25 protein-coding genes, 1 riboswitch and 1 other annotated feature are annotated in these 26,500 nt (G+C 56.3%); of the genes, 20 read left to right on the plus strand and 5 right to left on the minus strand.

Annotated features, from left to right (window positions below; all coding sequences use genetic code 11):
- The first annotated feature begins 221 nt into the window (after positions 1-221).
- From O9H85_RS13135 to O9H85_RS13190, 12 genes are all read left to right on the plus strand, one after another.
- Positions 222-1,106, plus strand: coding sequence for a M23 family metallopeptidase (locus O9H85_RS13135; RefSeq protein WP_269881848.1), 885 nt, complete (start codon positions 222-224; stop codon positions 1,104-1,106).
- On the plus strand, positions 1,099-1,998 hold the full coding sequence (locus tag O9H85_RS13140; RefSeq protein WP_269881850.1) for a M50 family metallopeptidase: 900 nt from the start codon (positions 1,099-1,101) through the stop codon (positions 1,996-1,998). The genes O9H85_RS13135 and O9H85_RS13140 overlap by 8 nt, the downstream gene beginning before the upstream one ends.
- A gap of 32 nt (positions 1,999-2,030) precedes the next feature.
- Positions 2,031-3,269 carry an Rne/Rng family ribonuclease gene (locus tag O9H85_RS13145; RefSeq protein ID WP_269881851.1) on the plus strand — a complete coding sequence of 413 codons (1,239 nt, stop codon included), beginning with the start codon at positions 2,031-2,033 and terminating at the stop codon, positions 3,267-3,269.
- 80 nt (positions 3,270-3,349) lie between these two features.
- Positions 3,350-3,441 (plus strand) — a sequence feature (ribosomal protein L21 leader region).
- A gap of 12 nt (positions 3,442-3,453) precedes the next feature.
- Positions 3,454-3,765 (plus strand): 50S ribosomal protein L21, encoded by a 312-nt coding sequence (rplU, locus tag O9H85_RS13150; RefSeq protein WP_269881852.1) that lies wholly within the window; start codon positions 3,454-3,456, stop codon positions 3,763-3,765.
- A 9-nt stretch (positions 3,766-3,774) separates the two neighbouring features.
- Positions 3,775-4,116, plus strand: coding sequence for a ribosomal-processing cysteine protease Prp (locus O9H85_RS13155; RefSeq protein WP_269881853.1), 342 nt, complete (start codon positions 3,775-3,777; stop codon positions 4,114-4,116).
- Positions 4,117-4,122: 6 nt separating this feature from the next.
- Positions 4,123-4,434, plus strand: a complete 312-nt coding sequence (gene rpmA / locus O9H85_RS13160; protein ID WP_269881854.1) for a 50S ribosomal protein L27 — start codon at positions 4,123-4,125, stop codon at positions 4,432-4,434.
- 281 nt (positions 4,435-4,715) lie between these two features.
- On the plus strand, positions 4,716-4,910 hold the full coding sequence (locus O9H85_RS13165) for a Spo0B domain-containing protein (RefSeq protein ID WP_269881855.1): 195 nt from the start codon (positions 4,716-4,718) through the stop codon (positions 4,908-4,910).
- Complete coding sequence (locus O9H85_RS13170; protein WP_269881856.1) at positions 4,897-5,370, plus strand: hypothetical protein; 474 nt, start codon at positions 4,897-4,899, stop codon at positions 5,368-5,370. The genes O9H85_RS13165 and O9H85_RS13170 overlap by 14 nt, the downstream gene beginning before the upstream one ends.
- Before the next feature lie 12 nt (positions 5,371-5,382).
- Positions 5,383-6,684, plus strand: a complete 1,302-nt coding sequence (gene obgE / locus O9H85_RS13175; protein ID WP_269881857.1) for a GTPase ObgE — start codon at positions 5,383-5,385, stop codon at positions 6,682-6,684.
- Between the two features lie 305 nt (positions 6,685-6,989).
- A complete protein-coding gene (locus O9H85_RS13180; protein ID WP_269881858.1) occupies positions 6,990-8,222 on the plus strand; it encodes an MFS transporter in 1,233 nt (410 codons plus the stop codon).
- Between the two features lie 15 nt (positions 8,223-8,237).
- On the plus strand, positions 8,238-10,367 hold the full coding sequence (gene nasC / locus O9H85_RS13185) for an assimilatory nitrate reductase catalytic subunit NasC (RefSeq protein WP_269881859.1): 2,130 nt from the start codon (positions 8,238-8,240) through the stop codon (positions 10,365-10,367).
- 18 nt (positions 10,368-10,385) lie between these two features.
- Entirely contained in the window at positions 10,386-11,456 is a 1,071-nt protein-coding gene (locus tag O9H85_RS13190; protein WP_269881861.1) for an anthranilate phosphoribosyltransferase, read from the plus strand.
- Here O9H85_RS13190 and O9H85_RS13195 read toward each other — a convergent pair.
- On the minus strand, positions 11,453-12,265 hold the full coding sequence (locus O9H85_RS13195; RefSeq protein WP_269881862.1) for an ABC transporter ATP-binding protein: 813 nt from the start codon (positions 12,263-12,265) through the stop codon (positions 11,453-11,455). The two genes, O9H85_RS13190 and O9H85_RS13195, sit on opposite strands and share 4 nt — an antisense overlap.
- A 19-nt stretch (positions 12,266-12,284) precedes the next feature.
- Complete coding sequence (locus O9H85_RS13200) at positions 12,285-12,788, minus strand: NUDIX domain-containing protein (protein ID WP_269881863.1); 504 nt, start codon at positions 12,786-12,788, stop codon at positions 12,285-12,287.
- A gap of 225 nt (positions 12,789-13,013) precedes the next feature.
- Between O9H85_RS13200 and O9H85_RS13205 the strand changes: the two genes are divergently transcribed.
- The 4 genes from O9H85_RS13205 to thrB all read left to right on the plus strand — a co-directional run bounded on the left by O9H85_RS13205 (position 13,014) and on the right by thrB (position 16,946).
- Positions 13,014-13,487, plus strand: coding sequence for an ACT domain-containing protein (locus O9H85_RS13205; RefSeq protein ID WP_269881864.1), 474 nt, complete (start codon positions 13,014-13,016; stop codon positions 13,485-13,487).
- Between the two features lie 107 nt (positions 13,488-13,594).
- Positions 13,595-14,881 carry a homoserine dehydrogenase gene (locus O9H85_RS13210; RefSeq protein WP_269881865.1) on the plus strand — a complete coding sequence of 429 codons (1,287 nt, stop codon included), beginning with the start codon at positions 13,595-13,597 and terminating at the stop codon, positions 14,879-14,881.
- A 6-nt stretch (positions 14,882-14,887) separates the two neighbouring features.
- Positions 14,888-15,949 carry a threonine synthase gene (gene thrC / locus O9H85_RS13215; protein ID WP_269881866.1) on the plus strand — a complete coding sequence of 354 codons (1,062 nt, stop codon included), beginning with the start codon at positions 14,888-14,890 and terminating at the stop codon, positions 15,947-15,949.
- Positions 15,950-15,965: 16 nt separating this feature from the next.
- The gene (gene thrB, locus O9H85_RS13220) at positions 15,966-16,946 is read left to right on the plus strand and encodes a homoserine kinase (protein ID WP_269881867.1); all 981 of its coding nucleotides are present in this window, start codon (positions 15,966-15,968) and stop codon (positions 16,944-16,946) included.
- 77 nt (positions 16,947-17,023) lie between these two features.
- Here the strand turns inward: thrB and O9H85_RS13225 are convergent, their stop codons facing one another.
- A complete protein-coding gene (locus O9H85_RS13225; RefSeq protein WP_269881868.1) occupies positions 17,024-17,248 on the minus strand; it encodes a spore germination protein in 225 nt (74 codons plus the stop codon).
- Between the two features lie 208 nt (positions 17,249-17,456).
- Between O9H85_RS13225 and pheA the strand changes: the two genes are divergently transcribed.
- Together pheA and ilvE are read left to right on the plus strand one after the other, a co-directional pair.
- Positions 17,457-18,332, plus strand: coding sequence for a prephenate dehydratase (gene pheA, locus O9H85_RS13230; RefSeq protein ID WP_269881869.1), 876 nt, complete (start codon positions 17,457-17,459; stop codon positions 18,330-18,332).
- A 6-nt stretch (positions 18,333-18,338) separates the two neighbouring features.
- Positions 18,339-19,217, plus strand: coding sequence for a branched-chain-amino-acid transaminase (gene ilvE / locus O9H85_RS13235; RefSeq protein WP_269881870.1), 879 nt, complete (start codon positions 18,339-18,341; stop codon positions 19,215-19,217).
- Between the two features lie 367 nt (positions 19,218-19,584).
- Here ilvE and mgtA read toward each other — a convergent pair whose 3' ends face one another.
- Positions 19,585-22,179 (minus strand): magnesium-translocating P-type ATPase, encoded by a 2,595-nt coding sequence (mgtA, locus tag O9H85_RS13240; RefSeq protein WP_409348138.1) that lies wholly within the window; start codon positions 22,177-22,179, stop codon positions 19,585-19,587.
- Positions 22,180-22,591: 412 nt separating this feature from the next.
- Positions 22,592-22,764, minus strand: a riboswitch (M-box (ykoK) riboswitch).
- Positions 22,765-23,043: 279 nt separating this feature from the next.
- Between mgtA and O9H85_RS13245 the strand changes: the two genes are divergently transcribed.
- Positions 23,044-24,774, plus strand: a complete 1,731-nt coding sequence (locus O9H85_RS13245; protein WP_269881871.1) for a LysM peptidoglycan-binding domain-containing protein — start codon at positions 23,044-23,046, stop codon at positions 24,772-24,774.
- 77 nt (positions 24,775-24,851) lie between these two features.
- Here the strand turns inward: O9H85_RS13245 and lepB are convergent, their stop codons facing one another.
- Complete coding sequence (gene lepB, locus O9H85_RS13250) at positions 24,852-25,400, minus strand: signal peptidase I (RefSeq protein ID WP_269881872.1); 549 nt, start codon at positions 25,398-25,400, stop codon at positions 24,852-24,854.
- Between the two features lie 135 nt (positions 25,401-25,535).
- Between lepB and O9H85_RS13255 the strand changes: the two genes are divergently transcribed.
- A complete protein-coding gene (locus O9H85_RS13255) occupies positions 25,536-26,237 on the plus strand; it encodes a BofC C-terminal domain-containing protein (protein WP_269881873.1) in 702 nt (233 codons plus the stop codon).
- The last annotated feature ends 263 nt before the right edge of the window (positions 26,238-26,500 follow it).

The raw sequence follows: 26,500 nt of genomic DNA on the forward strand, positions 1-26,500 counted from the left end.
ACCTACCGCCTTTGCATTTTTCTGCATAGCCGGGCTTCTCTTCAATCTGGACACCCTTCGGGGTGTTTTTTTTAATTAGGAAAGTAAAAGTTTGAACCTGATTGAAGCTCATTCGGCGGAATTGAAGCGAATTTCCCTCGAATTAAATCCCGCGCGATCCGAATAAAACCGACGTACAAGCTCATAGGATGGAATATACAAGCCTTGGGAGGCGACAGGCAATGGATTCCAAACGGAGCATTCGCGAACGGCGCATGGAGAAAATACGACACCTGCAGGACGGCCAGGGACGCACGCCTCTCGAGGCGGAGCGGTCGCACTTTCATTTTCCTATGGTCCAAGAAAGAGGGAGAGAGAGCGAGCTTGCAGCCTATCGCGAGACCAGGCACCAACCCCATGAGGCGTACTCGTCCGATCCGGAGACGGAATGGAACCGGAAATGGCAGCAGGACCTGTCCGCCTACTCCCGTTCACCGGGGTATCGGACGAAGGAGCCGAGATCGGGACGGGTCGCACGGCAGCTCGTCATCAGCGGATTGCTGACGGCCATGATCTGGGGCTGGTTTCACTTCCAGCTGCCTTGGTCGGAGGAGGGGAAGCGGTATATCCGCTCGGCATTGAACGAATCCTTCGACGCCAAGGCGCTAGCGGCCTGGTACGAACGGAAATTCGGCGGCAGCCCGTCGTTTCTGCCGGCCATGGATCCGCTAAAGCATCAGGAGGCAGAGAAGGTCAGCGCCGAGAGCAAGCATTATTTCGTTCCGCTGCAGGGAAAGGTGATCGCGGCCTTCACGCCGGGACAAAGCGGAATTCTGGTCCAAGCGAGGCCGGGAGCTCCCGTTGCCGCTCTGGACACGGGGCGCGTTACCTTCGCCGGCGTCAAAGAGGACAGCGGCTTTACCGTCGTTCTGCGCCACACGAACGGCATGGAGTCGGTATACGGCCATTTGGAGGCGGGGAAGGTGCAGGTGAACGACTGGATCAAGGGAGGGGAAACCGTCGGAACCTTGTCCAAGGCGCAGGGCCCTGCATCGGGGACGCTGTTCTTCGCCCTGTCGAAGGACGGCAGGCCTCTTAATCCGACGGATGTGATTTCGTTTGATTAACCGCTGGAGCCTGGTCTGGTTCGGCATCCGCTTCCGGTTCCACCCGCTGTTCTCCATCATCGTGCTGTTGTCTGCCTTGACGGGGTATTTCGTGGAAATCATCACGCTGTTCGGCATCGTGCTCATTCATGAGCTCGGTCACGCGGCGGCCGCGAAGGGCCTTGGATGGAAGGTGAAGGAGGTTCAGCTGCTGCCGTTCGGCGGGGTCGCCGTCGTGGAGGAGCATTCCGATATTCCCGTGTGGCAGGACTTGACCGTAGCGCTGGCAGGGCCGCTTCAAAACGCATGGATGATGGCGGTCGGAAGCCTCCTGGCAGGCTGGGGCCTGCTGCCTCCGGTATGGGGAGCTTACTTCGTGCAGGCCAATCTGCTGATCGGGCTATTCAATATGCTCCCGATTTTCCCGCTCGACGGGGGAAAGGTGCTGCTGGCGCTCTTCGGGCTCTGGCTTCCTTATGAGAAAACGATCCGCCTTACCGTGTGGATCAGCCTCGTATTCAGCGGGCTCATGCTTTGCGCTTCGGCCCTCCATCTCTTGACGGAGAAGGGCGGGCTGCAGCTCAACTTGCTAATGATCGGTTTGTTCCTGCTATACTCCAACTGGTACGAGCTTCGCGGCATTCCTTACCGGTTCGTCCGCTTTCTTGTGAACCGCCCTGTCCGTCAGCAGGGGCTGTTGTCCCGGGGGACGGCGGCGCTCCCGATTGTCGTGCTGGACAAGCGGCGGGTTACGGAGATCGTCCGGCTCTTCATGAGGGACCGGTATCATCTTATCTACGTGCTTGACGAGAGGGGCGCTCTGCGTCATATCGTTCCCGAGAAAACGATGCTGGATTTTTATTTTGACGAGGGCCGTCGGGATCGTCCTTTGGCCGAGCTTTTTCTCCTGTGATTGTGGTACAATAAGGCCGAGGTGTTGCAGCCATGAAACGAATTGGGGTCCGCAGTAGTGAACAGTATACCGAGGTGGCCGTACAAGAGAACGGCAAGCTCGTGGAATATTACAAGGGCAAGCGCGATCAGGGTCAGCTTGCCGGCAATGTGTATATCGGGCGCGTCATGAGGGTGCTGCAGGGGATGCAATCCGCCTTTGTGGATATCGGACTTGAGAAGAACGCATTTTTATACATAGACGATCTGCTGCCCGCCCATCTGGAGAAGCAGCCGAAGGAAAAGCCGTCGATTCACGATCTGGTGAAGGTGGGGCAGACGCTGATGGTTCAGGTGGTGAAGGAGCCGGTAGGCGACAAAGGGGCCCGAATCACGACGCATTATTCGATTCCGGGGCGATTCGGAGTGTACATGCCGTATGCCGATTACGTCGGCGTATCCCGCAAAATCGAAAGCGCCGCGGAACGCGAGCGGCTGAAACGGACCGCGGAGCGCCACTTGGAAGCCGGAGAAGGCTTCATTGTGCGGACGGCCGCGCTGGGCGAGAGCGAGGAGGGCATCGCGGCGGATCTGGACGAGCTTCGCATCCGCTGGCGAAGGATTGAAGCGAGCGGGGAGGCGGAAGGCGCCGTCCCCCGCAAAATTTACTCCGATCTGGAGATGCTGCCGCGGCTTATCCGCGATTTGTTCCGGGACGACGTAGAGGAGCTTGTGGTCGATTCCGAGGAAGTGTACGAGGAAATTACGGCTCTGATCTCCCCGCTGTCCGCTGTTCTGAGCAAACGGGTCCGCAAAGCGGCTTCGACATTCTGGGCCGATCAGGCGCTCGAACGTCAGCTTGAGCTCGGACTCAAGCGCAAAATATGGCTGGATAACGGCTCTTACCTGATCGTCGACCGCACCGAGGCGCTCACCGTGTTTGATGTCAATACCGGCAAATATACGGGTTCCATCGATTTGGAGCGCACGGTATTCGACACGAATATCGAAGCGGCGAGGGAGATCGCGAGGCTGCTCCGGCTGCGCGATATCGGGGGGCTGATCATTATCGATTTCATCGATATGGAGACGGAGGCGTCCCGCCAGCAGGTGCTTGACGAGCTCATACGGGAAACGCGAAAGGACCGGACCAAAACCGTCGTCGTCGGTTGGACGAAGCTGGGTCTTGTCGAAATGACCCGCAAGAAGGTCAGGGAAAGCAAGGAAACAACCGTCCTGGAGGCGTGCCCCTCTTGCGGAGGGAGCGGATGGGTCTTATCCGAAGAGCAGTAATCATCATCCGGCGGTGTAGAATGAGAAAAGTATTGCTTTCGCTCTCTTATCTGTGGTATTATAATCAGGTGTGTTGCTATAGCATGCTGTAACCGCACGAAGCGGGTTGTATTTAAGCGCTTGTCCGTTCATCGGTCAAGCCACCTGGCTTTAGGCGAGTCTGAGACATGAGGGAGGTGCAACTATGTACGCAATTATTGAAACGGGTGGCAAGCAATACAAAGTTCAAGAAGGCGATGTCGTTTACATCGAGAAGCTTGAAGCTGGTGAAGGCGATTCCGTAACTTTCGACCGCGTGCTCGCCGTTTCCAAAGAGAACGGTCTGGTGTTCGGCGCTCCGGTAGTTTCCGGCGCATCCGTATCCGGTAAAGTCGAGAAGCACGGCAAAGGCGAGAAAATCATCGTTTACAAATACAAAGCGAAGAAAAATTACCGCCGCAAGCAAGGTCATCGTCAGCCTTACACGAAGGTTGTCATTGAGAAAATCCAAGGTTAAGATGCTGCCATGATTCGGGTCGCGATTTATCGAAGACACGATGGGAGCATCGAACGTTTCAGTGTGGACGGTCACGCGCAGTACGACGAGCCGGGCAAGGATATTGTCTGTGCCGGCGTATCCGCCGTTACCGTAGGCACCGTGAATGCCGTGGAAGCGCTGGCCGGTCTCGAACTGAAGAACCGCATGAAGCACGGGATGCTTCAAGTGGAGGTTCCGGACGGACTGGATCCGCTCACGGGGGACAAGGTGCAGCTGCTGCTGGAATCGATGGTTGTTATGCTGCAATCGATCGAACAATCGTATGGTGCATATATAGCAATGCAAGACAATCAAAAAGCAAGGAGGTAGACAGACATGTTACAATTGAATCTTCAGTTGTTCGCGTCCAAGAAAGGCGTAGGTTCCACGAAAAACGGTCGTGACAGCCACTCCAAGCGTCTTGGCGCAAAACGTGCCGACGGTCAAACCGTAACGGGCGGAAGCATCCTGGTTCGTCAACGCGGTACCAAGATCCACCCGGGCAATAACGTGGGCATCGGTTCCGATGATACCCTCTTCGCGAAGATCGACGGCGTCGTGAAGTTCGAGCGTCTTGGTCGTGACCGCAAGAAAGTGAGCGTCTACCCTGTAGCGGCTGCTCCTGTAGCTGCTACGGTAGAAGTTTAATATCCGGACTACCCAGACCCCCCGGCGAATTTGTTCGCCGGGGGGGTTTTTGCTCAGTTGATAAGAATTTATAAGTATTCGTAGCTTATAGCTTCGCATCAACCTTGGTAAACGCGCTGGTCCTTGTAAGACTAGGACGGCGTAGCCGTTTATCTTGGGCACTATGGAAAGATGAAGCTTGGTGCCCGATTTCAGGCCGGCCGAGCTTGGAGTGAAGTTTCTTAGGCAACGTGCTATACTTGTAAGGATCAGGATGAACCGGAAGCGAAAGGGTTGAAATCATGACGTCTGATACGAATCGGCTTATCCGGAATACGGAGCTAGGACAGGGGCTGCGGCAGCTGCCGGGCAGCGAGAGCGCAAACGATGAGACGGATCAGAACCTTCGGTTACTGCGATTGTTCAATCATTATCGGCACGACTGGATGAACGACATTCAAATCCTTTTTTGGTTATGTGAAATTGAAAAAGTATGATAAATTATTGGATTTGATGGAGAAGATAAACGAAAAGGTTCGCCAGGAAAGCTACATATCCAAGCTGGGCATTCCGTCGCTGATCGTCAGTCTGCTGGCGTTTCAGGCGGAGGTAAAGGAACTGCGCCTGGATCTTCACATGGATGAGGAGATCCGTATGCAGAGCCTGCGGCATCCGGAAGCCGCCGAAGCGCTTATTCGCAGCCTGCTGGACGATTTCAGGAAAGAAGCGGTCAGCTTCCCTGACGACAATCGTTTGCAGCTTCACTTAAGCAAGTATCCCGGAGGGATCGGGTTGGCGGCGCGCTATGAAGGCGGGTACGATCCGAAGCGGGTCCGATTCGCGGAATCGGCGATCCGCTCCATGGGGATCGACCGGTATGGGTGGACGGTCGAGGCGCGTTACGGCGAGGGTCAAGTGGAGTGGACCGTCCGTTTGCCGGCAAGTCATGATAGTTAAAGAGGTGAAACCATGTTCGTAGATAAAGCGAAGGTGTATGTAAAAGGCGGCGACGGCGGCGACGGGCTCGTCGCGTTCCGCAGGGAAAAATACGTGCCCGAAGGAGGACCTGCCGGCGGCGACGGCGGGGATGGGGGCGACGTCATTTTTCGCGTGGATGAGGGGCTTCGGACCCTGGTGGATTTCCGCTATCAGAAGCATTTCAAGGCGGACCGCGGCGAGAAGGGACGCAACAAGAGCCAGCATGGAGCCAATGCGGAGGATTTGATTGTTCGGGTGCCTCCAGGTACGGTTGTGGTAGATGACGATACGCAGGAAATTTTGGTGGATTTGACCCATCATGAGCAAGAGGTGGTTATCGCGAAGGGCGGCCGCGGCGGACGGGGGAACACCCGCTTTGCCACGCCGAACAATCCGGCTCCGAGTATCGCGGAGAACGGGGAAGAGGGTCAGGAGCGTTGGGTTGTGCTCGAGCTGAAGGTGATGGCGGACATCGGCCTGGTCGGGTTTCCGAGCGTAGGCAAGTCCACGCTGTTATCCGTTGTGTCGGGGGCGAGACCGAAGATCGGTGCCTATCATTTCACGACGCTGACTCCGAATCTCGGGGTTGTCGACGTAGGCGACGGACGCAGCTTCGTCATGGCGGACCTTCCGGGGTTGATCGAAGGGGCCCATGAAGGCGTCGGCCTCGGCCATGAATTTTTACGACATGTGGAGCGGACCCGGGTCATTATGCACGTGGTGGATATGGCCGCTACGGAAGGGCGCGATCCGTTCGACGATTGGGTCAAGATCAATGAAGAGCTGAAGCTGTATAACGCCAAGCTGGAAGAGCGTCCGCAAATCATTGCCGCGAACAAAATGGACATGCCGGAGGCGGAAGAGCACCTGGAGGCGTTCAAGCGGAAGCTGGCGGAGAAGGGTCGGGACATTCCGATTTATCCGATCTCGGCTTATGCCAAGACCGGGGTTCAAGAGCTGATGTATAAAATCGCCGATTTGCTGGAGACCATCCCGGAAACGCCGCAGGTGGAAGAACTGCCGGAGGTAACGGAGCGGAAGGTATACCGGCTCGAAACGAGCGAGGAAGAGGACTTCACCATTCGCAGAGATAACGATGTGTTCGTGGTGGACAGCCCGAGCATCGAGAAGCTTATCAAACGGACGAATTTCAGCACGCACGAATCGGTTATGCGTTTTGCTCGGATCTTGCGGAAGAAGGGCGTGGATAAAGCGCTTCGGAGCCGCGGAGCCCAAGACGGACAAACGATCCGTATCGGAGATTTCGAGTTTGAATTCGTGGAGCAGGAATAGCAAGGAACGAAAGACGCCAATCCTTTCATGTGAGATAAATGGGAGGTTGGTGTTTTTTTGTTTTTCCTTTTAACGAAAAAAGACGAACGATTAATGAAAATTATTTTATAAACGTTCGTATAAACGGTGTTATACATAGACGAACGTGAACGTATCCCCTTTAATAATTTAAAAAGGTGAACTTTTTTGCAATAACCCATTGAACTTTAAGGTTTGGGAATGTATAGTGTAGTTGTGTAATTAATTCTAACACAAAGTAGACAGAGATATGGAAAATGAGTTACAATTATGGGAGGTAGGGACGAGTGGATGTGAAAAGCTTTCGAAAGTCCGGACATTTTCCAAGTTTGTTGTCAGCATTTCTCTATTTTGATGTCAGTTTTATGATCTGGGTGCTCTGCGGCGCGTTGTCACTGTACATCACGAAGGACTTTGGATTAACCGATGCGCAGAAAGCGACGATGGTGGCGATTCCGACCCTCGGCGGATCCATTTTCCGCATCCCCATGGGGATTCTCGCCGATCGCATCGGTTCCAGAAAAACCGGGATGATCGGCATGGGACTCACCATGGTGCCAATCTTCTGGGGCTGGCTCGGCGGAACGACATTGACACAGGTGCAGTCGCTCGGTTTTCTGCTCGGTATCGCGGGCGCAAGCTTCGCCGTCTCTCTTTCCCTGGCGAGCCGCTGGTATCCGCCGCAGTATCAAGGCCTGGCGATGGGGATTGCCGGCGCGGGCAATAGCGGGACGGCGCTGGCGACGTTCTTCGGTCCGCAAATGGCAAGCCATTGGGGCTGGCACAGCGTGTTCGGTCTGGCTCTTATCCCGCTCACGCTTGTATTTCTGGTGTACGCTCTGCTTGCCAAAGACAGCCCGAACCAGCCGGCGCCGAAAAGCATGTCCGACTATATGGCTGTTTTTCGCAACATCGACACCTGGTGGTTCAGCCTGTTCTACTCGATTACGTTCGGCGGTTTCGTCGGCTTCTCCAATTATTTCAGCATTTTCTTCTACGATGTTTATGGGGATAAAGCGGTAGCGGGCGGATTGTCCAAGGTGGAGATCGGCTACCTGGTCACCGTAACGGTCATTGCGGGCAGCTTCTTCCGGCCGATCGGCGGCTTCATCGCGGACCGGATCGGCGGCATGCGGTTCATGCTGGTGCTCTATTCGGTTATTGCCCTGTGCGCTTTCGGCGTTTCGACGATGCCGGGTTCCTTTATGGTGATGCTCCTGCTGACCAGCATCATGATGGCCTGCCTCGGCATGGGCAACGGATCGATCTTTCAATTGGTGCCCCAACGGTTTCCGAAGGAGATCGGGCTGGTGACGGGGATCGTGGGAGCATTCGGAGGGCTTGGCGGCTTTCTCCTGCCGAACAATGTGCTGGGTCCGCTGAAGCAGGCCACCGGCACGCACGTCACCGGTTTTATCGTAGTCGCATCGATCGTGCTGGTGGTGACGCTTGTTTTCTTCGCTGTGACGCGCAGCTGGAAGAAGGCATGGGCCACGGCCGGTTCCGGGGTCAATTATTAAAGTGAGGTTCACGAGATGAACAATTTTTTGAAGCATGTTCAGCAGTTGCAGTCAGAGCCGGCGGTAAAAGTGAGCACGTCCCGAACCGAATGCCCTTATTGCAGCGTGCAATGTACGATGAACCTGCATGAGGAGCAAACGATCAGGGTGTCCCGCTATTCCATCTCTCCCAACAAGGCCGATCCCGTTACCGAGGGGCGGCTCTGCGTGAAAGGCCTGCAGGCGCATACCCATGCGGTGGATGACCGCAGGCTGCGCTACCCGATGAGGCGCCTTCTGGGGAGGCTGTCCCCTGTATCGTGGGATGACGCGCTGCAGCAAATCAAAGAGCGGTTCGAGGCGTTGAAAGAGACGTACGGGCCGGATTCGGTGGGAGTATACGGCGGTGGTTCCTTGACAAACGAGGAAAGCTATTTGCTCGGCAAGTTTGCCCGTGTAGCGCTGCAAACCAGGTATATCGATTATAACGGACGCTTCTGCATGTCGGCTGCGGCCGGCGCTTCCAATCTCACCTTCGGAGTGGATCGCGGACTGACCAACCCTTTATCCGAGGTGCCGCTCGCGAAATGCATCATCCTCGCAGGGACGAACCTGGCGGAATGCCAGCCGACGATTATGCAATATTTTCGCAAGGCGAGACAGGAAGGCTGTAAAATCATTGTGATCGACCCCCGCGAAACCGCAACCTGCTCCATCGCGGATCTTCATTTGAAGGTGCGGCCCGGGTATGATGCTGCGCTGGTGAACGGCATGCTTAAGGTGCTGATCGAAGAGGGCTATACGGACCCTGAATTTATCGAGCGGCGTACGAGCGGCTATTCCGAGCTAGCAGAGCATATAAGCAAAGTATCGCTTACCGAGGTCGCCGAGCTGACGGATATCGCGCCGGAGCTCATAACCGAAGCGGCGCGGATGTACGGAAGGGCGGAGACGGGCTTGGTGTTTACGGCCCGGGGCGTGGAGCAGCATGCGAGCGGGGTAGCGAACGTCCGTAATTTCCTTAATATGGTTTTGGTTACGGGCAAAATCGGCAAGCCGGGCTGCGGCTACGGAGCCGTCACCGGGCAGGCGAACGGGCAGGGCGGACGGGAGCACGGGCAAAAGGCGGATCAGCTGCCGGGCTACCGGATGATCGAGCATCCGGAGCATCGCGCTTATATCGCGAGCGTGTGGGGCGTGCCGGAGGAGGAGCTGCCTCGCAAAGGCGTGTCCGCCTACGAAATGATGGAGGCGATCGACCGGGGCGAGATCAAGGGGCTTCTCATCCTGGGCTCCAACCCGGTGGTCTCCAACCCGAACGCTCAGCTGGTGGAGAAGGCGCTGCGGAAGCTGGAGTTTCTCGTGGTGATCGACCTGTTCGAATCGGAAACGGCGCGGCTCGCGCATTTGGTGCTGCCGGGCTCGGCTTACCTGGAGGACGAAGGAACCATCACCCAGCTGGAGGGCCGGGTGATGGTTCGCCGGGCCGTTAAGCCGCTGCCCGGAAAAGCGCGGCTAGATTGGCGCATCCTGTGCGATATTGCGGATGCGATGGGGAAAGGAGCGTTCTTCCGCTACCGGAATGCGGAAGAGATTTTTAACGAGCTGCGCATCGCTTCCAAGGGAGGAAAGGCCGATTATTACGGGATGACGTATGATCGGCTGGAGCGGCAGCACGGCATGTTCTGGCCTTGCCCGGAGAAAGGGCATCCGGGGACGCCGCGCATGTTCGGCGAAAGCTTCGGCCACGATGACGGGCTCGCCCGATTTGCGGCGGTCGAGCACCAGCAGCCGAAGGAAGGCACAAGCGGGAAATATCCCTATCTCCTGACGACCGGAAGGGTGCTGCAGCATTACTTATCCGGGGTGCAGACGCGGAATACGCCCGAGCTGAATTCCAAATACCCCGAGCCGATGATGGAGATTCATCCGGATACGGCAGGTGCGATCGGGCTTGTGAACGGCGGACAAGCGCAGGTCACCTCGAGGAGGGGTAGCATCCGCTTGAAGGTGAAGCTCTCCTCTAAGATCCGGCAGGATACGGTGTTCGTGCCCTTTCATTGGGGCGGAGAGCAGTGCATCAACCGGCTGACTCACCACGCGCTGGATCCCGTTAGCCGAATGCCGGAATTTAAAGTATGCTCCGTGGCCATCCTTCCCGGATAAAAGTTCGGAGGTGACAGCATGAAGCAATGGATAAAAATTGTAGGCACGGGCAAAAACGGCTCCCGTCATATGACGTATGACGAGGCCGTCGCGGCGGCGCACGCCATTGCCAGAGGGGAATCCACGGACGCCCAGACGGCGGCTTTTCTGATGGCGATGCGGATGAAAGGCGAAGCCGATGAGGAACTGATGGGGTTTATCGACGTATTCCGCCGCTACTCCCTGCCGTACCGGTCCTTCTCGGGCTCGCTCAACTGCGCGGGGCCCTATGACGGCCGGCTTTATTTTCCCATAACGATTCCTGTCAGTCTGCTGCTCGCCTCGGTCGGATTTCCTCAGGTGCTGCACGGCAGCGAATCGCTCCCGCCGAAGCTGGGGAAGTCGCTGAAGGAGCTGCTTGAAGGTCTCGGGATCCGGGTGGAACTGGAGGCAAAGGAATGGGAGAAAATATTTCTAAGCCTTCATGTCGGCTTTATCTGGACCGACATGCTCTGTCCGCCGTTCGGGCGGGTACGGCATGTGCGCGAGGAGATCGGGCTGCGCACGTTTCTGAATACCGTGGAGAAGGTGATAAATCCTGTCCATTCTCTGAACGTTATCATTGGGGTCAACCACCGGACGGCTATGGAGCACTTGATTCATCTGCTGCCCAAATCGGGGTTCGAAACGGCTTATATCGTTCAGGGAATCGAGGGCTCTGAAGATTTGCCTATATACAAGAACACCTCCATTCGTAAAGTGACGCCTTGGGGCGACGAATCGAGCACCATTGATCCGGCAACCTTCGGCTTCCAGGGCCTGCCCCTGGAGAAATGCAGCAAGGAGCGGCAGCTGGAGCTGCTGAACCGGATCATTCATGGCGACGATTCGTCGGATATCGCAGGAGAGCGAGAACATGTTATTTTTAATGCGGGACTGCGCTTGTACTGGTTCGACAAGGTCGCCTCTTACGAGGAAGGCTTCCAGCTGGCGCGGTCGCTCCTCCAGCGCAAGGAAGCGCAGAAGCTGCTCGTCAAGTGGCGCGAGATGAGCAACCGCACCGAACACCCTCCGCGCCTTCGGGCGCAAGGGCAGCAGGCAAGCGGTTAAACAGAGTGCAGTGTGAGCCACGCACGGTCGCTGCGGCGTTCCACCTCGACCGGCGATTCGAAGAACCGGCTCAGGCGGTCCGAAGTCAGCAGCTCCGACGTAGCGCCGGAGGCAAAGACCTCCCCGCGCCGGATCAGCAGAGTGCTCCGGAAAAGCGGGAGAATTTCCTCCGTATGATGCGTTACGAGGAGCACCGTCGGCGTATCGTCCCGGCCGGCCCATTCCCCGATGCTCGAGAGGAGCTGCTCCCGTGAGAACACGTCGAGGCCGTTGCACGGCTCGTCCAGAATGAGCAGCCGGGGCGAGGCCATCAAGGCGCGGGCGATGAGCAGCTTCTGCTTTTCCCCTTGCGAGCAGGTCTGATAAGCCCGGTCCCACAGATGGAGGCAGCCCAGCTGCCGCATATATTCATCGGCCCGTTCCAGGTCTGCGGTCTCCACGTGATCGAACAGCCGGATCGTGGCAAATTTGCCGCTGATCACGACATGCTGGCTCTTATCGGTGCCGTACAGCTTCTCCTGAAAGGAAGAGCTGACCCAGCCGATCGACTTGCGCATCTCGCGCAGATCGGTCTCCCCGTAGGTTTCCCCCAGTACCCGGATCGTTCCCTCCGTCGGCCAAATGTAGCCGTTGATCATGTTCAGCAGCGTCGTTTTGCCGGAGCCGTTCAAGCCCAGAATCGCAGAGTGCTCGCGCAGGCGGACAAGCCAGTTAATATCTTTCAGTAACGTTTGGTTGTCGCGGCGGTAAGACACGTGTCGGATATCGATGACGGGCTCCGTCTCTTGGCTTTCTGAATGTGCTGTCATAAGCGTTCCTCCGATCGGTTTAGATTTGCTGCGGATCGATGAGCTGTGTCCAATGCACCGTGGCCGCTTTCGATGCGGTAAATCCGGCCGTGCCGATCCACACGTGGGACGAAGGGCCTTGCTCCCAATAATGCTCCAGCAGCGAGCGGAAAATAAATGGGATATCCCGGTCCAGCACCCGGTCTCTCGGAATCCAGTGCAGATCGCCTTCGTCGCTTTGCCGGATATCCCTCCGCGACGCGAAAGCGGTGTAAATAAACTGCTGCCTGACCTCGTTCTGATTGAGCCGGATCAGAATATACTGCATCCGCAGGTCCGACAGTTCTTCCGGCAGCAAGCCGGTTTCCTCATGAATTTCCCGCAGCACGGCCGCTTGCGGGTCGTTGATTTCATGGGGCTCCAGATGCCCGCCGACGGCGGCCCACTGGCCTGGGGAGAGGGTGCGGGTCGGAGAACGCTTCATCATCAGCATGTCGCCGCCGTTAAACAGCATGGCGGTCGCCATCATGCGGGCTTTTAACACATGGGATCTCTCCTTCGGGCGGGGTCCCTTTTTAGCCTTAGGGACGAGAATGAATCAAGATGATTATCACTTTATCACGGATGAGCCCCGGATGGAAACGTCCGCCGAAACGGGAGGACCGGCCAAGGATCCGCGGCCGGAAAATGCCTATTGCTTGAAGAGGGGAGTTTACGTTATAATGTCCACTAGGTGAAAACAATCGTCTTTGTAGAGAGGACTGTAGCCGTGCAGGACAAACAAACTGTCGAAGGAAGACCGCTCGGCTCCGAGCGTTATTTTCTGGTCCGGGAGGATATCCTGCCGGAGGCGCTGATCAAGACGGTCCAAGCGAAGGAGCTTCTGGCCCGCGGCGAGGTGAAGACGATTCACGAAGCGGTGGAGCTGGTGGAGCTGAGCCGGAGCGCTTTTTACAAGTACAAGGACGGCATTTATCCCTTAAGCAAGCTGGAGCGGGAACGAATCGTCACGATCTCGATGGATTTGGAGCATCGCTCGGGAATCCTATCGAGAGTGCTCGCCATGCTCGCAGGGCTCGAGGGCAATGTGCTGACGATTCACCAGACGATTCCGCTGCAGGGCGTAGCCAATGTGGTGATTTCAATGGAAACGTCGCAGATGAACGAGAATGTCGCAACCCTGCTCGAGAAGCTGCGCAGCCAGGACGGCGTCACCCGTGCAGCGCTCATAGGTCAAGGGTAGAATAGAGACGTTACCCGGCTTAAACGCGAAAAAGGGGAATGAAAGACGGGCGGAGGCCCTCCAGATTGACGAGAAACCCGGGTAACGCCCCAAGGAGGAGAAGGATTATGAAACCAATCAAAGTAGGCTTGCTCGGACTGGGTACCGTCGGTACCGGCGTAGTCCGTATCGTAGAGGGGCACCAGCAGGACCTGGTCAGCCAGACCGGCTCCCCGATCGAGATCGCGCAAATTCTCGTGCAGGACAAGAGCAAAGCGCGCAGCATCAGCGTATCCCCGGACAAATTGACGGAGAATCCGTGGGATATTATCGAGAATCCCGACATCGACGTCATCGTCGAAGTCATGGGCGGGATCGAGCTTGCGAAGCAGTATATGCTGGGCGCGCTGGAGCGGGGCAAGCATATCGTTACCGCCAACAAGGACCTGATGGCGGTGCACGGCGCCGAAATCCTCGCGAAGGCGGCCGAGAAGGGCTGCGACGTGCTGTATGAGGCGAGCGTCGCCGGCGGCATTCCGATCATCCGCACGCTGGTCGAGGGCTTCTCCTCCGACCGGATTACGAAAATCATGGGGATCGTGAACGGAACGACGAACTATATCCTGACCAAGATGAGCCAGGAAGGGGCCGCTTATGCGGACGTGCTGAAGGAAGCGCAGCAGCTCGGCTATGCGGAGTCCGATCCGACCTCGGACGTGGAAGGCTTCGACGCCGCCCGCAAAATGACGATTCTCGGCACGCTCGGCTTCCGCGTGAATGTAGCGCTCGACGACGTGGAGGTCAAAGGCATCTCCGGCGTAACGAAGGAAGACATCGCGTACGGCAAGCGGCTTGGCTACGAAGTGAAGCTGCTCGGCATCGCCGAGCGCCAGGACGATTCCATCTCCATCAGCGTCCAACCGACGATGGTGAAGCAGTCGCATCCGCTTGCTTCCGTCAACGGCGTGTTCAATGCGGTGTACGTCTACGGCGAAGCCGTGGGCGAAACGATGTTCTACGGACCGGGCGCCGGCGAAATGCCGACGGCCACCTCCGTTGTCGCTGACCTGGTGGCTGTCGTCCGCAACCTGAACCTCGGGATCAACGGCCGCCGCGCCTTCGTTCCATATAAAGAAAAGAAGCTGAAGACGGACGAGCAGATCGCGTCGAAAAATTTCATACTGCTGCATGTGGCGGACAAGGCCGGGGTATTGGCCCAAATCACGCAGGTGTTCGCGGCCCATGAAGTAAGCCTCGAATCCGTGCTGCAGCATCCGAACGCCATGAACCCGCTGGCCGAAATCATCATCATTACCCATGACGCCAATAAAGCGTCGATGAAGAAAGTATTACAACAGTTCGAGTCGATGGACGTCGTTCATGCGATCAAGAGCATATACCGAGTGGAGGGCTAACCGATCATGAGATACATGGGACTGCTGCAGACTTATAAAGAATATTTGCCTGTTAACGACAACACGCCGCTGCTTACCCTGCAGGAGGGCAACACGCCGCTCGTGCGCGCCGAGAACTTATCGAACGAGCTCGATCTCGATCTGTATTTCAAATATGAAGGGCTGAACCCGACGGGCTCCTTCAAGGACCGCGGGATGGTCATGGCGGTGGCCAAAGCGATGGAGGAAGGCAGCAAGACGATCATGTGCGCCTCCACCGGCAACACCTCCGCGGCGGCGGCGGCTTATGCGGCGCGCGGCGGCCTGAACTGCATCGTGCTGATCCCGAACAACAACATCGCGCTTGGCAAGCTGGCGCAGGCGATCATTTACGGCGCGAAGGTCATCGCGATCGAAGGGAACTTCGACCGGGCGCTTGAGATCGTGCGCGAGATCACCGCGAAGCATCCGATCACGCTGGTGAACTCGGTGAATCCGTACCGGATCGAAGGCCAGAAGACGGCGGCGTTCGAGGTCGTCGACCAGCTCGGCAAAGCGCCGGACTACCTGGCGATTCCGGTCGGCAACGCGGGCAACATCACCGCTTACTGGAAAGGCTTCAAGGAATATTACGAGCAAGGCAAGTCCAAATCCTTGCCGAAGATGATCGGCTTCGAGGCCGAAGGCGCGGCGGCGATCGTCCGCGGCGAGCCGATCAAGAATCCGGAGACGATCGCAACGGCGATCCGCATCGGCAATCCGGCAACCTGGAAGGGCGCCGAAGCGGCGGCCAAAGATTCCGGCGGCCAGATCAACTTCGTTACCGACGACGAAATTTTGCACGCTTATAAAACGATCGCGGCGCGCGAAGGCATCTTCGCCGAGCCGGCTTCGGCCGCTTCCATCGCGGGCGTCATGAAGCTGAAGAAGGAAGGCTACTTCGAGAAGGGCCAATCGGTCGTCTGCGTGCTGACCGGGCACGGATTGAAGGATCCGAACATCGCTATCAAGAGCGTGAGCGCCGAGCCGCTCGTCGTGAAGGACTCGGAAGAAGCGGTCATGGAAGCGATCCGGAAGCTGGAAGGTTAGGAGCGGGCCGAACATCATGGACAACCGGAGCACGAAAGTTCGCGTCAAGATCCCGGCCAGCACGGCCAACCTCGGCCCCGGCTTCGATACGCTGGGTATGGCGCTGGACTTGTATGCATGGATTGAGATGGGCATCGCCGAACGGACGACAATTACACTGTACGGCGATCAGATGGAAGGCGTGCCTACCGATAAAACGAACCTGATCTATGAAGTGGCTCAAATGGTCTTCGACCGCGCGGGCGTGAAGCATCCGGAGCTGGACATTGCCATGTACAGCGACATCCCGCTCACGCGCGGGCTGGGCAGCAGCGCATCCGCTATCGTGGGCGCGCTGGCTGCGGCCAATGCGCTCATCGGCTCGCCGCTCGCGGACGATGAGCTGTTCCAGATGGCGACGGAGCTCGAGAAGCACCCCGACAATGTCGGGGCTTCGCTGTTCGGCGGGATTATCGTCGCCTTCTGGGACGGGACGCGGGCGGAGCATATCCGCGTCGAGCCTGACGACAGGCTGGAAGTGCTGGTGGCGATCCCGCACTTCCAGCTGTCGACTGAGAAAGCGCGGCACATCCTGCCGCGCGAACAAAGCCTGGAGAATGCCGTCTTCAACGTCGGGCATTCCTCGGTGCTCGTCGCCGCCCTCTGTACGGGGCGGCTCGACATGATCGCGCGAGCGATGAAGGACGCGCTGCATCAGCCGTACCGGGCGCCGCTCGTACCCGGACTGGCCCGCATCCTCGCCGAGGCGACGGACCACGGCGCGCTCGGCGTCGCGCTTAGCGGCGCGGGGCCGACCATGCTCGCGCTGGTGGACCGAAGCAGCCCCCGCAAGGCGGAGCTGGAGCGGTTCCTGCGCGGTACGCTGCAGCAGGAGGGAATCGAGTCCACGACGATGTGGCTGAAGCCGGATCGCGAGGGCGTGCAAGTCCGTTCCGTGCCGGCTGGGGGCGGGGCGTTGATCGAGGAAATCCAAGGCGAAGCGCGGATAGGCCGATAACCCCTTAAGCGGCAGGCTCAAGGGGTTATCGGCCGGAACGAGGGATGGCTTTCCTCTACGGAGACTGAGCGGCAGCGCTAATTATTTCCGGCTATCGTAGAGTCAGCAATATCAGGATCCGACGTGTTGGTAAAGCTGATTAAGTTATTATTGATCGAGAAATCGCCGATATGACCGCTGTTGGCTCCATTGTACGATTTGAGTACGGATTTCGGCGTAATTTGCAGGGTATCTCCAAACAATATGGTAGCGTCGCCGCTCACGTTGGTTATTTTTATGGGCGAAAGGACGATGGCCGGCATGACAAGGCCTCCTTTTTAACAAGCGGATATCCTTATTCTATGTCGAACATGGGCATTTATTTCCTTTTGCTTAGGGCGGATTCGCCGATCGATGACAGCCGGCACAACGCCGGTATCGGCATGAAGCGAAAACCGCGTACGGAAAGTCTTGTCTTTTCGCATCCGCGGTGGTAACATGTATCGAAAACATCAAAGGAGAGATCCGCAGATGAAGCGTATCGCGCTCCTCGGACCGGGTACTTTCACCGAAGAATCGGCACACTATTTTCTGGGCGAATCGAATTTCAAATACGTTCCTTGCAAGTCTATCTCGGATGTGTTCCTATCGACCGTTAACGGCGAAACGGATTACAGCGTCATTCCGATCGAGAATACGTTCGACGGCTCCGTTACGCATCACTTGGATTGGCTGTTTCACGAAGTGGATCTTCCGATCCGGACGGAATGGGTTTATCCGATCAAGGTCAGTCTTCTCGGCGTAGCCGACGGTCATGCCCCGCTCGCCGAGCGGAATGCCCGCATCCGGAAAGTGGTTACCCACTCCGTGACGCTGACCCAATGCCGGGATTTTCTGCGGGAGCATTTGCCGCATGTCGAGCTCGAGAGCGTCGGCAGCAACGGAGAGGCGGCCCGCATGGTCGCCGAGCTGAACGATCCGGAGGTGGCGGCGCTTGCTCCCTTGGCTGCGGGTACGCTCTACGGGCTTGAGGCTTATGCTAATGGAGTACAGGATCATCAGAACAATCATACGCGGTTCGTGCTCGTAGGGCAGGAGCCGATCGTCGTGAGACCGACGGATACCCGGAAGACGACGATCCTGATCACGCTGCCGGAGGACTATCCGGGAGCGCTGCATCAAGTGCTGTCCGCCTTCGCTTGGCGCCGGATCAACCTGTCGCGGATCGAATCCCGTCCGACGAAGAAAAAGCTCGGCAATTATTTTTTCTATATCGACATCGAAGCTTCCATGGATTCCGTCCTGCTCCCTGCGGCTCTTCAGGAAATTGAAGCGATCGGCTGCCAGGTCCGCATCTTGGGTTGCTACCCGACCTATTCTTATGAACCCGAAACCTCGGAGGTGTAATGAAGCGTGGCACAAGTCATCTACTTAAACGGAGAATACGTAACGAAGGAAAATGCGCTCATCTCGGTTTACGACCACGGCTTTTTGTATGGGGATGGGATATTTGAAGGCATTCGGATTTACAACGGCAACATCTTTAAGAGCAAGGAGCATTTGGACCGGCTCTACGATTCGGCCAAATCGATTGCCTTGGAGATTCCGCTCGGCAAGGCCGAGATGCAGGAAGTGCTGAACGAGACGATTCGCAGGGGCGGCCTGCGGGACGGGTATATCCGGCTTGTCGTCTCCCGCGGTCCCGGAGATCTGGGGCTTGATCCGCGCCGTTCGCCGAGAGCGAACGTCATCATTATCGTGGAGCAGCTCTCGATTTATCCGGAAGAAGCCTATATCAACGGGCTGAAGACGGTATCCGTCTCCACCCGGCGCAATGTGCCGGATGCGCTGAATCCGAAGATCAAGTCGCTGAATTACCTGAATAACATCCTTGTCAAAATCCAGGCGAACCTGGCGGGAGTCGGCGAAGCGATCATGCTAAACTCCCAAGGGTATGTAGCCGAGGGCTCCTCCGATAACATATTTATCGTTAAGCGAGGCGTAGTCTTTACACCGCCTTGCTATGTCGGCGCGCTGGAAGGAATCACGCGTGCCGCCATCATCGAGCTGTGCGAGAAGCTCGGCTACAAGCTGAAGGAAGAGCCGTTCACGCTGCATGACGTCTATGTGGCCGACGAGGTGTTCTTCACGGGAACAGCCGCCGAAGTCATCGCGGTCCGCGAGGTCGATTCCCGCATCATCGGCGAAGGCAAGGCCGGCCCGATTACGACGAACCTGCTGAAGGAATTCCGCAAGCTGGTTGAATTGGACGGCGTCAAAGTATACGAGTAATGAAAAAAGCTGCGAAGAGGAACGTCCCCGTCCCGGGACGCCTCCAAGCAGCTTTTTTCAGTTGATAAGAATTTATAAGTTTTTCGCAACTTATAGCTTCGCATCAACCTTGATAAACGCGCTGGTCCTTGTAAGACAAGGACGGCGTAGCCGTTTATCCTGGTAAAGTTGGTTTTACAGAAGGGACAGCACGTCATCGAACGTCACGATGCCTGCCAGCGTTCCTTCATGAGAAATCACAGGGAGCCAGCAGCCCGTACTGTTTTACCAGATCAATAACTTCATGCTGAGGTGTATCCACGGAGCAGGTGACGAGGCGGGAGCTCATGATCTCCTTCATCGTCCTTGCGGCCGAACGGGCCTTTTATTAAAGCCATTCGTTGAATTTACGGATATACCACGTTTTAACCGCTTGTGTCAGGATGCAGTAGCAGAGCAGAATACCGGCCAGCCATGGAAAATACGACCAAGGCAGCGGCTGCAGTCCGATGCTGGAGCCGAACGCAGAGAACGGAACGAAGATGCCCGCGATCATGATCAGGCTCGTAAGCATCATGACAGGCAGACTGGCCCGGCTCTGGATGAACGGTATTTTCTCCGTCCGGATCATATGGACGATTAAGGTTTGCGACAGCAGTCCTTCGATAAACCAGCCGGATTGGAACAACGACTGCTGCTCCGGCGAGTTGGCGGAGAAGACAAAGTACATCACGCCGTAGGTTGCGTAGTCGAAGATGGAGCTGATCGGGCCGATGAAGACCATGAACCGGCCTACGGACTGCGCATCCCATTTTTTCGGCTTGCGCAGAAATTCTTTATCCATCCGGTCCCAAGGAATCGAAAGCTGCGAAATGTCGTAAAACAAATTTTGAATCAGCAGATAAATCGGCAGCATCGGCAGGAACGGCAGTAACACGCTGGAGCCAAGCACGCTGAACACGTTGCCGAAATTGGAGCTAGCCGTCATCTTGATATACTTGATCATGTTGCCGAACGTCCGGCGTCCTTCAATGACGCCTTCCTCCAGCACCATCAGGCTCTTCTCCAGCAAAATGATATCGGCCGATTCCTTGGCGATGTCGACGGCCGTATCGACGGATATGCCTACATCGGCATCCCGCAAGGAGGCGGCATCGTTGATGCCGTCGCCCATGAAGCCGACCGTATGTCCCTTCGATTGAAGCGCTCGGACGATTCTTGCCTTCTGCAGCGGATTCAGCTTGGCGAATACCGTCGTCCGCTCGGCGAGCTCCGCGAGCTGCCCGTCGGACAGTCCCTCAATCTCGCTGCCGAGGACGATGCGTTCCGCCGGCAAGCCTACATCGTGGCACACCTTCCGGGTAACGGCTGCATTGTCGCCGGTCAATACCTTTACCTCGACCCCGTGCTCTTTCAACGCGTCGAGAGCCGCCTTTGCGGAGTCCTTCGGAGGGTCCAGAAATCCGATGTAGCCGACAAGGATGAGATCCTTCTCGTCTTGAATGCCGTAAGCCGCGTCGGTCGGCTCACAAGGCTTGATGGCGACCGCGATGACCCGAAGGCCGTCCGTATTCATTTCGTGTACCAGCTGCTGGACCTTCTGGGTCGTCTTCGCTGTGAGCGGAACGATGTGGCCCTGATCGGACACATGGGAGCAGACGCTGACGATTTCTTCCATGGCTCCTTTGCAAATAAGCAGGTGGCCGTTCCCCAGTTTCTCCAGTACGACGGACATCCGGCGGCGATTGAAATCGAACGGAATTTCATCGATTTTCTTGTAGGCGGAAGATGCTCCCGCGATGTTCTCCTGATCGGCATGCTCCAGCACGGCAACGTCCAGCAGGTTCTTCAGCCCGGTTTGATGATAGCTGTTCAGAAAGGCATACTCCAATACGTCTTTTTCTTCCGTGCCGTGAATGTCGAGGTGCTTGACCAGAATGATTTTGTCCTGCGTGAGCGTACCCGTTTTATCCGTACACAAAATATCCATTGCGCCGAAATTTTGAATGGCGTTGAGCTTCTTGACGACCACTTTGTTGCGCGCCATGGTTGCGGCGCCCTTCGCCAAATTCGCGGTCACAATGACTGGCAGCATCTCGGGCGTCAGCCCGACGGCGACGGACAGGCCGAAGAAGAACGCCTCCACCCAATCGCCTTTCGTAAATCCGTTGATGAGGAAAATAATCGGGACCATGATCAGGATGAACCGGATAATGAGAAAAGTAATGCTGTTCACGCCTTTATCGAAGCTGGTCAGCGGCCGCTTGCCGGTCAACGTTTTGGCCATGGAGCCGAAATAGGTGGAAGCGCCGGTTGCCACGACGACCGCCATAGCCGAGCCGCTGATGACGTTCGTACCCATGTAGCACATATTGCCGAGCTCCATCGCGTTTGAAGGCTTATTCGTCTTCGCATTGCTCTGGCCGGAACGGCGGGGGACGGTATCCTGTTTCTCTACCGGCAGCGCTTCGCCGGTCAAGGAAGACTCGCTGACGAACAGGTCCTTGGAATGGAGCAGCCGGACATCGGCAGGCACCAGGTCGCCGGCAGACAGATGAATCATATCGCCGGGCACGAGCTCCTCCATATCGATTTCCCGCTTATCGGATTGGCGGGTGACGGTCGTCTTCACCATGGCCTTCAGCTTCTCCGCCGTCCGGATGGAGCGGTATTCTTGCGTAAAGGTGATCAATACGCTGATGGTAACCATAGTGCAAATAATGACGACGGCCTCGATATCATCCGTGAAATACGAGAAAACGCCGAGCGCCAGCAGAATGAGAATGAAAGGATTTTTAAAGCAAAGGAGGAGCTGAACCCACCAGACGGGCGGCTTCTCGCCAGCGATTTGATTCTTGCCGTATTGTTCTCTGCGGGCCTTTACTTCCGGGTCCATTAAGCCCTGAGGGCTTGTACCGAGCTCATTCATCAAATCGTCGGTATCGCATTTGGAGGCTTCGATCAGCCGAGCGGCGATATCCATTTGAGTTGTTGTTTCGCGGACGAATTTGTTTTTTTTTCATGGCGGTTTCCTTCTTTCGTTATCAAAATAGGCGCAAAAAAAAACTCCCCCTGCAACAAGGAGAGCATCGCTCTGACTACCTATTCTCAAAGGAACCGACCGCATGTTAAAGACAGCTTCAATCGCATATATACCCCATGGGGTATATATGCGGAAAGCATGGGGAACATGGGAGGCCCTTGAGACAAGGCTCTTCCTTCTCGCACGATATGGACTTGTAGTTTAATAATCGACTACTCGGACTACTGCTATCGTCCATGAGCATGTTTCCCCCTTTCGGATCCGTTGAATTAACGGTCTTGCCGTTTAGTTCATATAAAAAACCCCCGAGGCTTACACCTAGGGGGTTCATCACGCGCGCAAAAAAACACATTCATTTCCCCCTTGTCGAGCTTTGGCACTATACAACGTAAAGAGAATGCATCTCTCTTAGCCACGTTAAGAAAAGCCTTAGTCCGGCAGTTCCTGTTATACCCATTGGCATCTTTCGATGTTTCCGGGCAGTGGCCTGTGTTTGTATAGGAGCCTCACCTAACGAGGACCTATGAAATACAGACAAATACTACGCCTGACCGATACGATTTGTCAATAGGTATTTTTTTCAATACTTCCGGTCGCCCACTTTTTTTCGGTTTTGGATGGTCAATTGCCCACTTTGCTGCATAAACTGTATTGTCTGTTACGGCATGGGCAGTGAGCCCCAAGCTTCAAGGCGATAAACGCATAGGCGTGTTGACGAATGCGGTCCGGCGGGAGAAAGGGCGCTTGGGTAACGACCCGATTCCGTCCGGGTCCGCTGCGTAGATCCTGGAGGAGGTTTGATCATTGAAAATCCATATTGTGAAAAAAGGCGACACCCTTTATGAGCTGTCCAAAAAATATCATGTCGAGCTGGATAAACTGATTGCCGCCAACCCGCAGCTTGCGGATCCGAACGTTCTCGATGTCGGGATGAAGGTGAAAATCCCGCATGATCCGACGCCGATCGCTCCGCCGACCGATTATTTGTATAAACATACGGTCGTCCAAGGGGATACGCTCTGGAAGCTGGGCAAGGCCTGGGGCGTTCCGCTGCCCGACATGATTGCCGCCAATCCCCAGCTGAAAAATCCGAATGTGCTGATGACCGGCGAGGTAATCTACATTCCCAAGCATAAACCGCACCCGGGCCCCAACCCGAATCTGAACAAGAAGAAGGAAACATCGGTTATTCAGCCGCAGGCACAGCTGCCGGTGGAAGCGGCGCCGTTGAAAGAAATGCCGGAATACACTTACGTGCCTCAAAAGCCTAATGTGGAATATCCGAATGTTGAGATGCCGAACATACCGAACATCGTAATGCCCATGGAAAAGCACATGGAAAAGCACATGGAAAAGCCCATGGAAAAGCCTATGGAAAAGCCCATGGAAAAGCCCGTACATGAAGCGCCCGTATACGAAAAGCCCATCATGGAAAAGCCCGTACATGAAGCTCCTGCATACGAAATGCCCAAATATGAAATGCCTGTGTATGAAGCGCCTGTATACGAAAAGCCCAAATATGAAATGCCTGTGCACGAAGCGCCCGTATATGAAAAGCCCAAATATGAAATGCCAATGTACGAAGCGCCCGTATATCAACAGCCCGTATATGAAAAGCCTGCCGCCGAGATGCCGATCCATGAGAAGTCCCACTACGAGCCGATCTCGCCTTTCATGAACGTGCCTGAGTACCCCGCAGCGGGCAAACTGGAATATCCGGGGGTGACCGAGCCGCTTCCTTACTGGCATCATGCCGAGCAAGGTCTGGAGGGTCTCGCTCAACAGCCCGCCCAGCATCCCTTCATGCCGTACAATGTTCCTGCTACAGAAGTGATGTCCTACGATACCGGCTTCGGGAAGGATATGTGGAAGGAGCCCGAGCTTCCGACCGTTCCTCCTATGTCGGCAGCTCAGGAGCTTCCTTATTGGGGGCAGCCGGCCGGGGCTCCCTCCTATCCGGGTGCGGTATCCCCGGCTGCTTATCACGATTGCGGGTGCGGCCAGCCCGAGCCGTGGTTCGGAGCACATCCAACCGGATATTTTCCGGAAATGGGACCGCTTGGCGCATATGGAGAGCACCCGCGATATCCGCTTCATGAAATGCCGCTCGTTAACATGCCTTGGCAGCCTGTCGCAGGCATAAGCGCCGTCCCGGGATGGCCTTGCCCCGATCACGGACCATGGGATATGGTCGCAGGAGCGCATGCTTACCCGGCTTCACCCTATCTCCATCACGGAATACATGGTATGATTCCTTACATGCCTTATCCTGCTTACGGAGCTTGGGGATATCACGACTGCGGGTGCGGAGGGGCAGGCCGAGCCGAACAAGAGGCCGGCGAAGCGAAAGCGGCCGAATCTCCGACGCACGAAGCGCCTGTCAAGCTTCATGCCGCGCCGCCTTCGAAAGCACCGGCGCAACGTCCGAAGCAAAGCGCGGCCCGCGCCGCGATCAGCTCTTTGATCGAGCGGAACAGCCGCAGATCGAGACCTTCGTCTTCGCGCAGCAAAAATACTCCGTGGCTTAGCCACTAGGCCGCGCTAATGACAAAAATCCCGATAGCCTGGGGCGATCGGGATTTTTTCGTCGTGTTATTAGATTATTAAGAAATTCACATCTTGATGCCCAGCACATGGTCCAGCGGAACAAATCCGATATCGCGGCTGTCGCGGCTGTTGTTGCGGTTGTCGCCCATGACGAACAAGTGGCCGTCCGGCACCGTCCAAGTGCGATTCTGCGCAAACTGCATCGTTTCTTTTATATAGGGTTCGTTCAGCGGCTCGCCGTTCCTGAACATCTGATGGTCCTTCATCTCCAGCACGTCGCCGGGCTTGCCGATCACCCGCTTGACATACATGTTCTGGTCGGTATCTCCGGTGATCAGCTTGAACAGCGGATGCTCCATGAGATCGTCCATCCAGGAGCGGGCCCGGTCGACGCGGCTGTCAATAATGACGATATCGCCGTATTTCGGCTCGTAATGAAACGTATGGGACAGCTTGGAAACATAAATGCGCTGCTCGTTATGAAGGGTGGGATCCATGGAATGTCCAAGCACCTTGGTGGGTTGGAAGACGAATACCCCGATCACGAGCGTCAGAACAAACGCGGCGACGATGGACCTGATCCAGGCCAGCGCTTCTTTAAAATACGGCTGCAAGCAGACATCCGCCTTTCTTCTGTAGAGTTCGAACAGTAGTCCAAGTATAGCACGGCAAAAGTATAATAGTCGATCCCCATGGGAAAAATAGTAAAAACGACACACACTGAGAAAAGACGACTAGAGGGGATCGCCATGATGCTTCAGGGCTTCTGGAATCAGTTGAAGAAGCAATTGAAAAAAAAGCTGCGCCGAAGACGCCGTTGGCTCAATCTGGCCGCCATCATTCTACTCGTGGGAGCTTCGGCGGTGATGCTCTGGCTCCGTCAGGAGAAAGCCGCGGGTACGGAGGGCAAGGGGCCGGAGCGGATGGTGTTCGGACGGCAGCCGGCGGTAACTTTGCAACCGGAGGAAGAAGTGCGGGCTATGGTGGGCGGAATGAGCGGCAAACGGGAAGGCTATACGAAGCGGGCTTATATTTGCGGAGAAGAAGTACAGTGGATCGGGTCCATGAGCTCGGCCGATATACTGTCTTACCATCAAGCTCATCCCGCTCTTATCGTGAGCCTGGGAGACGGGGGAAGCGTTTATTTTACCGAGCACATCCCGGATTTGTCGCCGCAATGCAAAACGAACGCCTACTTCGGGCTCGATGCGAGCGGGAACCTTTCGCTGTTCGAGGGGCTGCCGGGCGAGAGCGGAAGCAATGTCATCCGGACATTTTTCCAGCTGAATATCCAGCATTTGGAGAGCAGTCTGCCGCGGGAAACGGTCAAGCAGCTGTATTCGGGCATTCGCGTGCGCGACCTGGAGGATTACAACAGCGTGCTGTCGACGCTCAGCGATTTCGCGGTGGAAGAGACGGAGAAGGTGATGCAGCCCGCACCGCTTCATTAGCGGCTGAGGCGCGAAAGGGGATCCCACACGGAGGGATCCCCTTTTTCAGTTGAGCGTGCCCAGAGGCACGCATCTTCTTGCCGGTGAAAGTCCGGTCGCGGGAGGGACCAAGCCCCCGCGTAGCTAGGATGCCTACGTATAGCGAAAGCAGTACGTAGAAGCGCATCGACGGAAGTACCTGTCAGAGACAGGGCAAGCAACATGCCAGGCCGTAACATAAAGTGAATCCTGCCGCGTCGTTAAAAAGGCCTCGCAAGAGGGAG

Origin of the sequence: Paenibacillus gyeongsangnamensis, assembly GCF_027533625.1 — a bacterium.
GTDB classification, from domain to species: Bacteria; Bacillota; Bacilli; order Paenibacillales; family NBRC-103111; genus Paenibacillus_G; species Paenibacillus_G gyeongsangnamensis.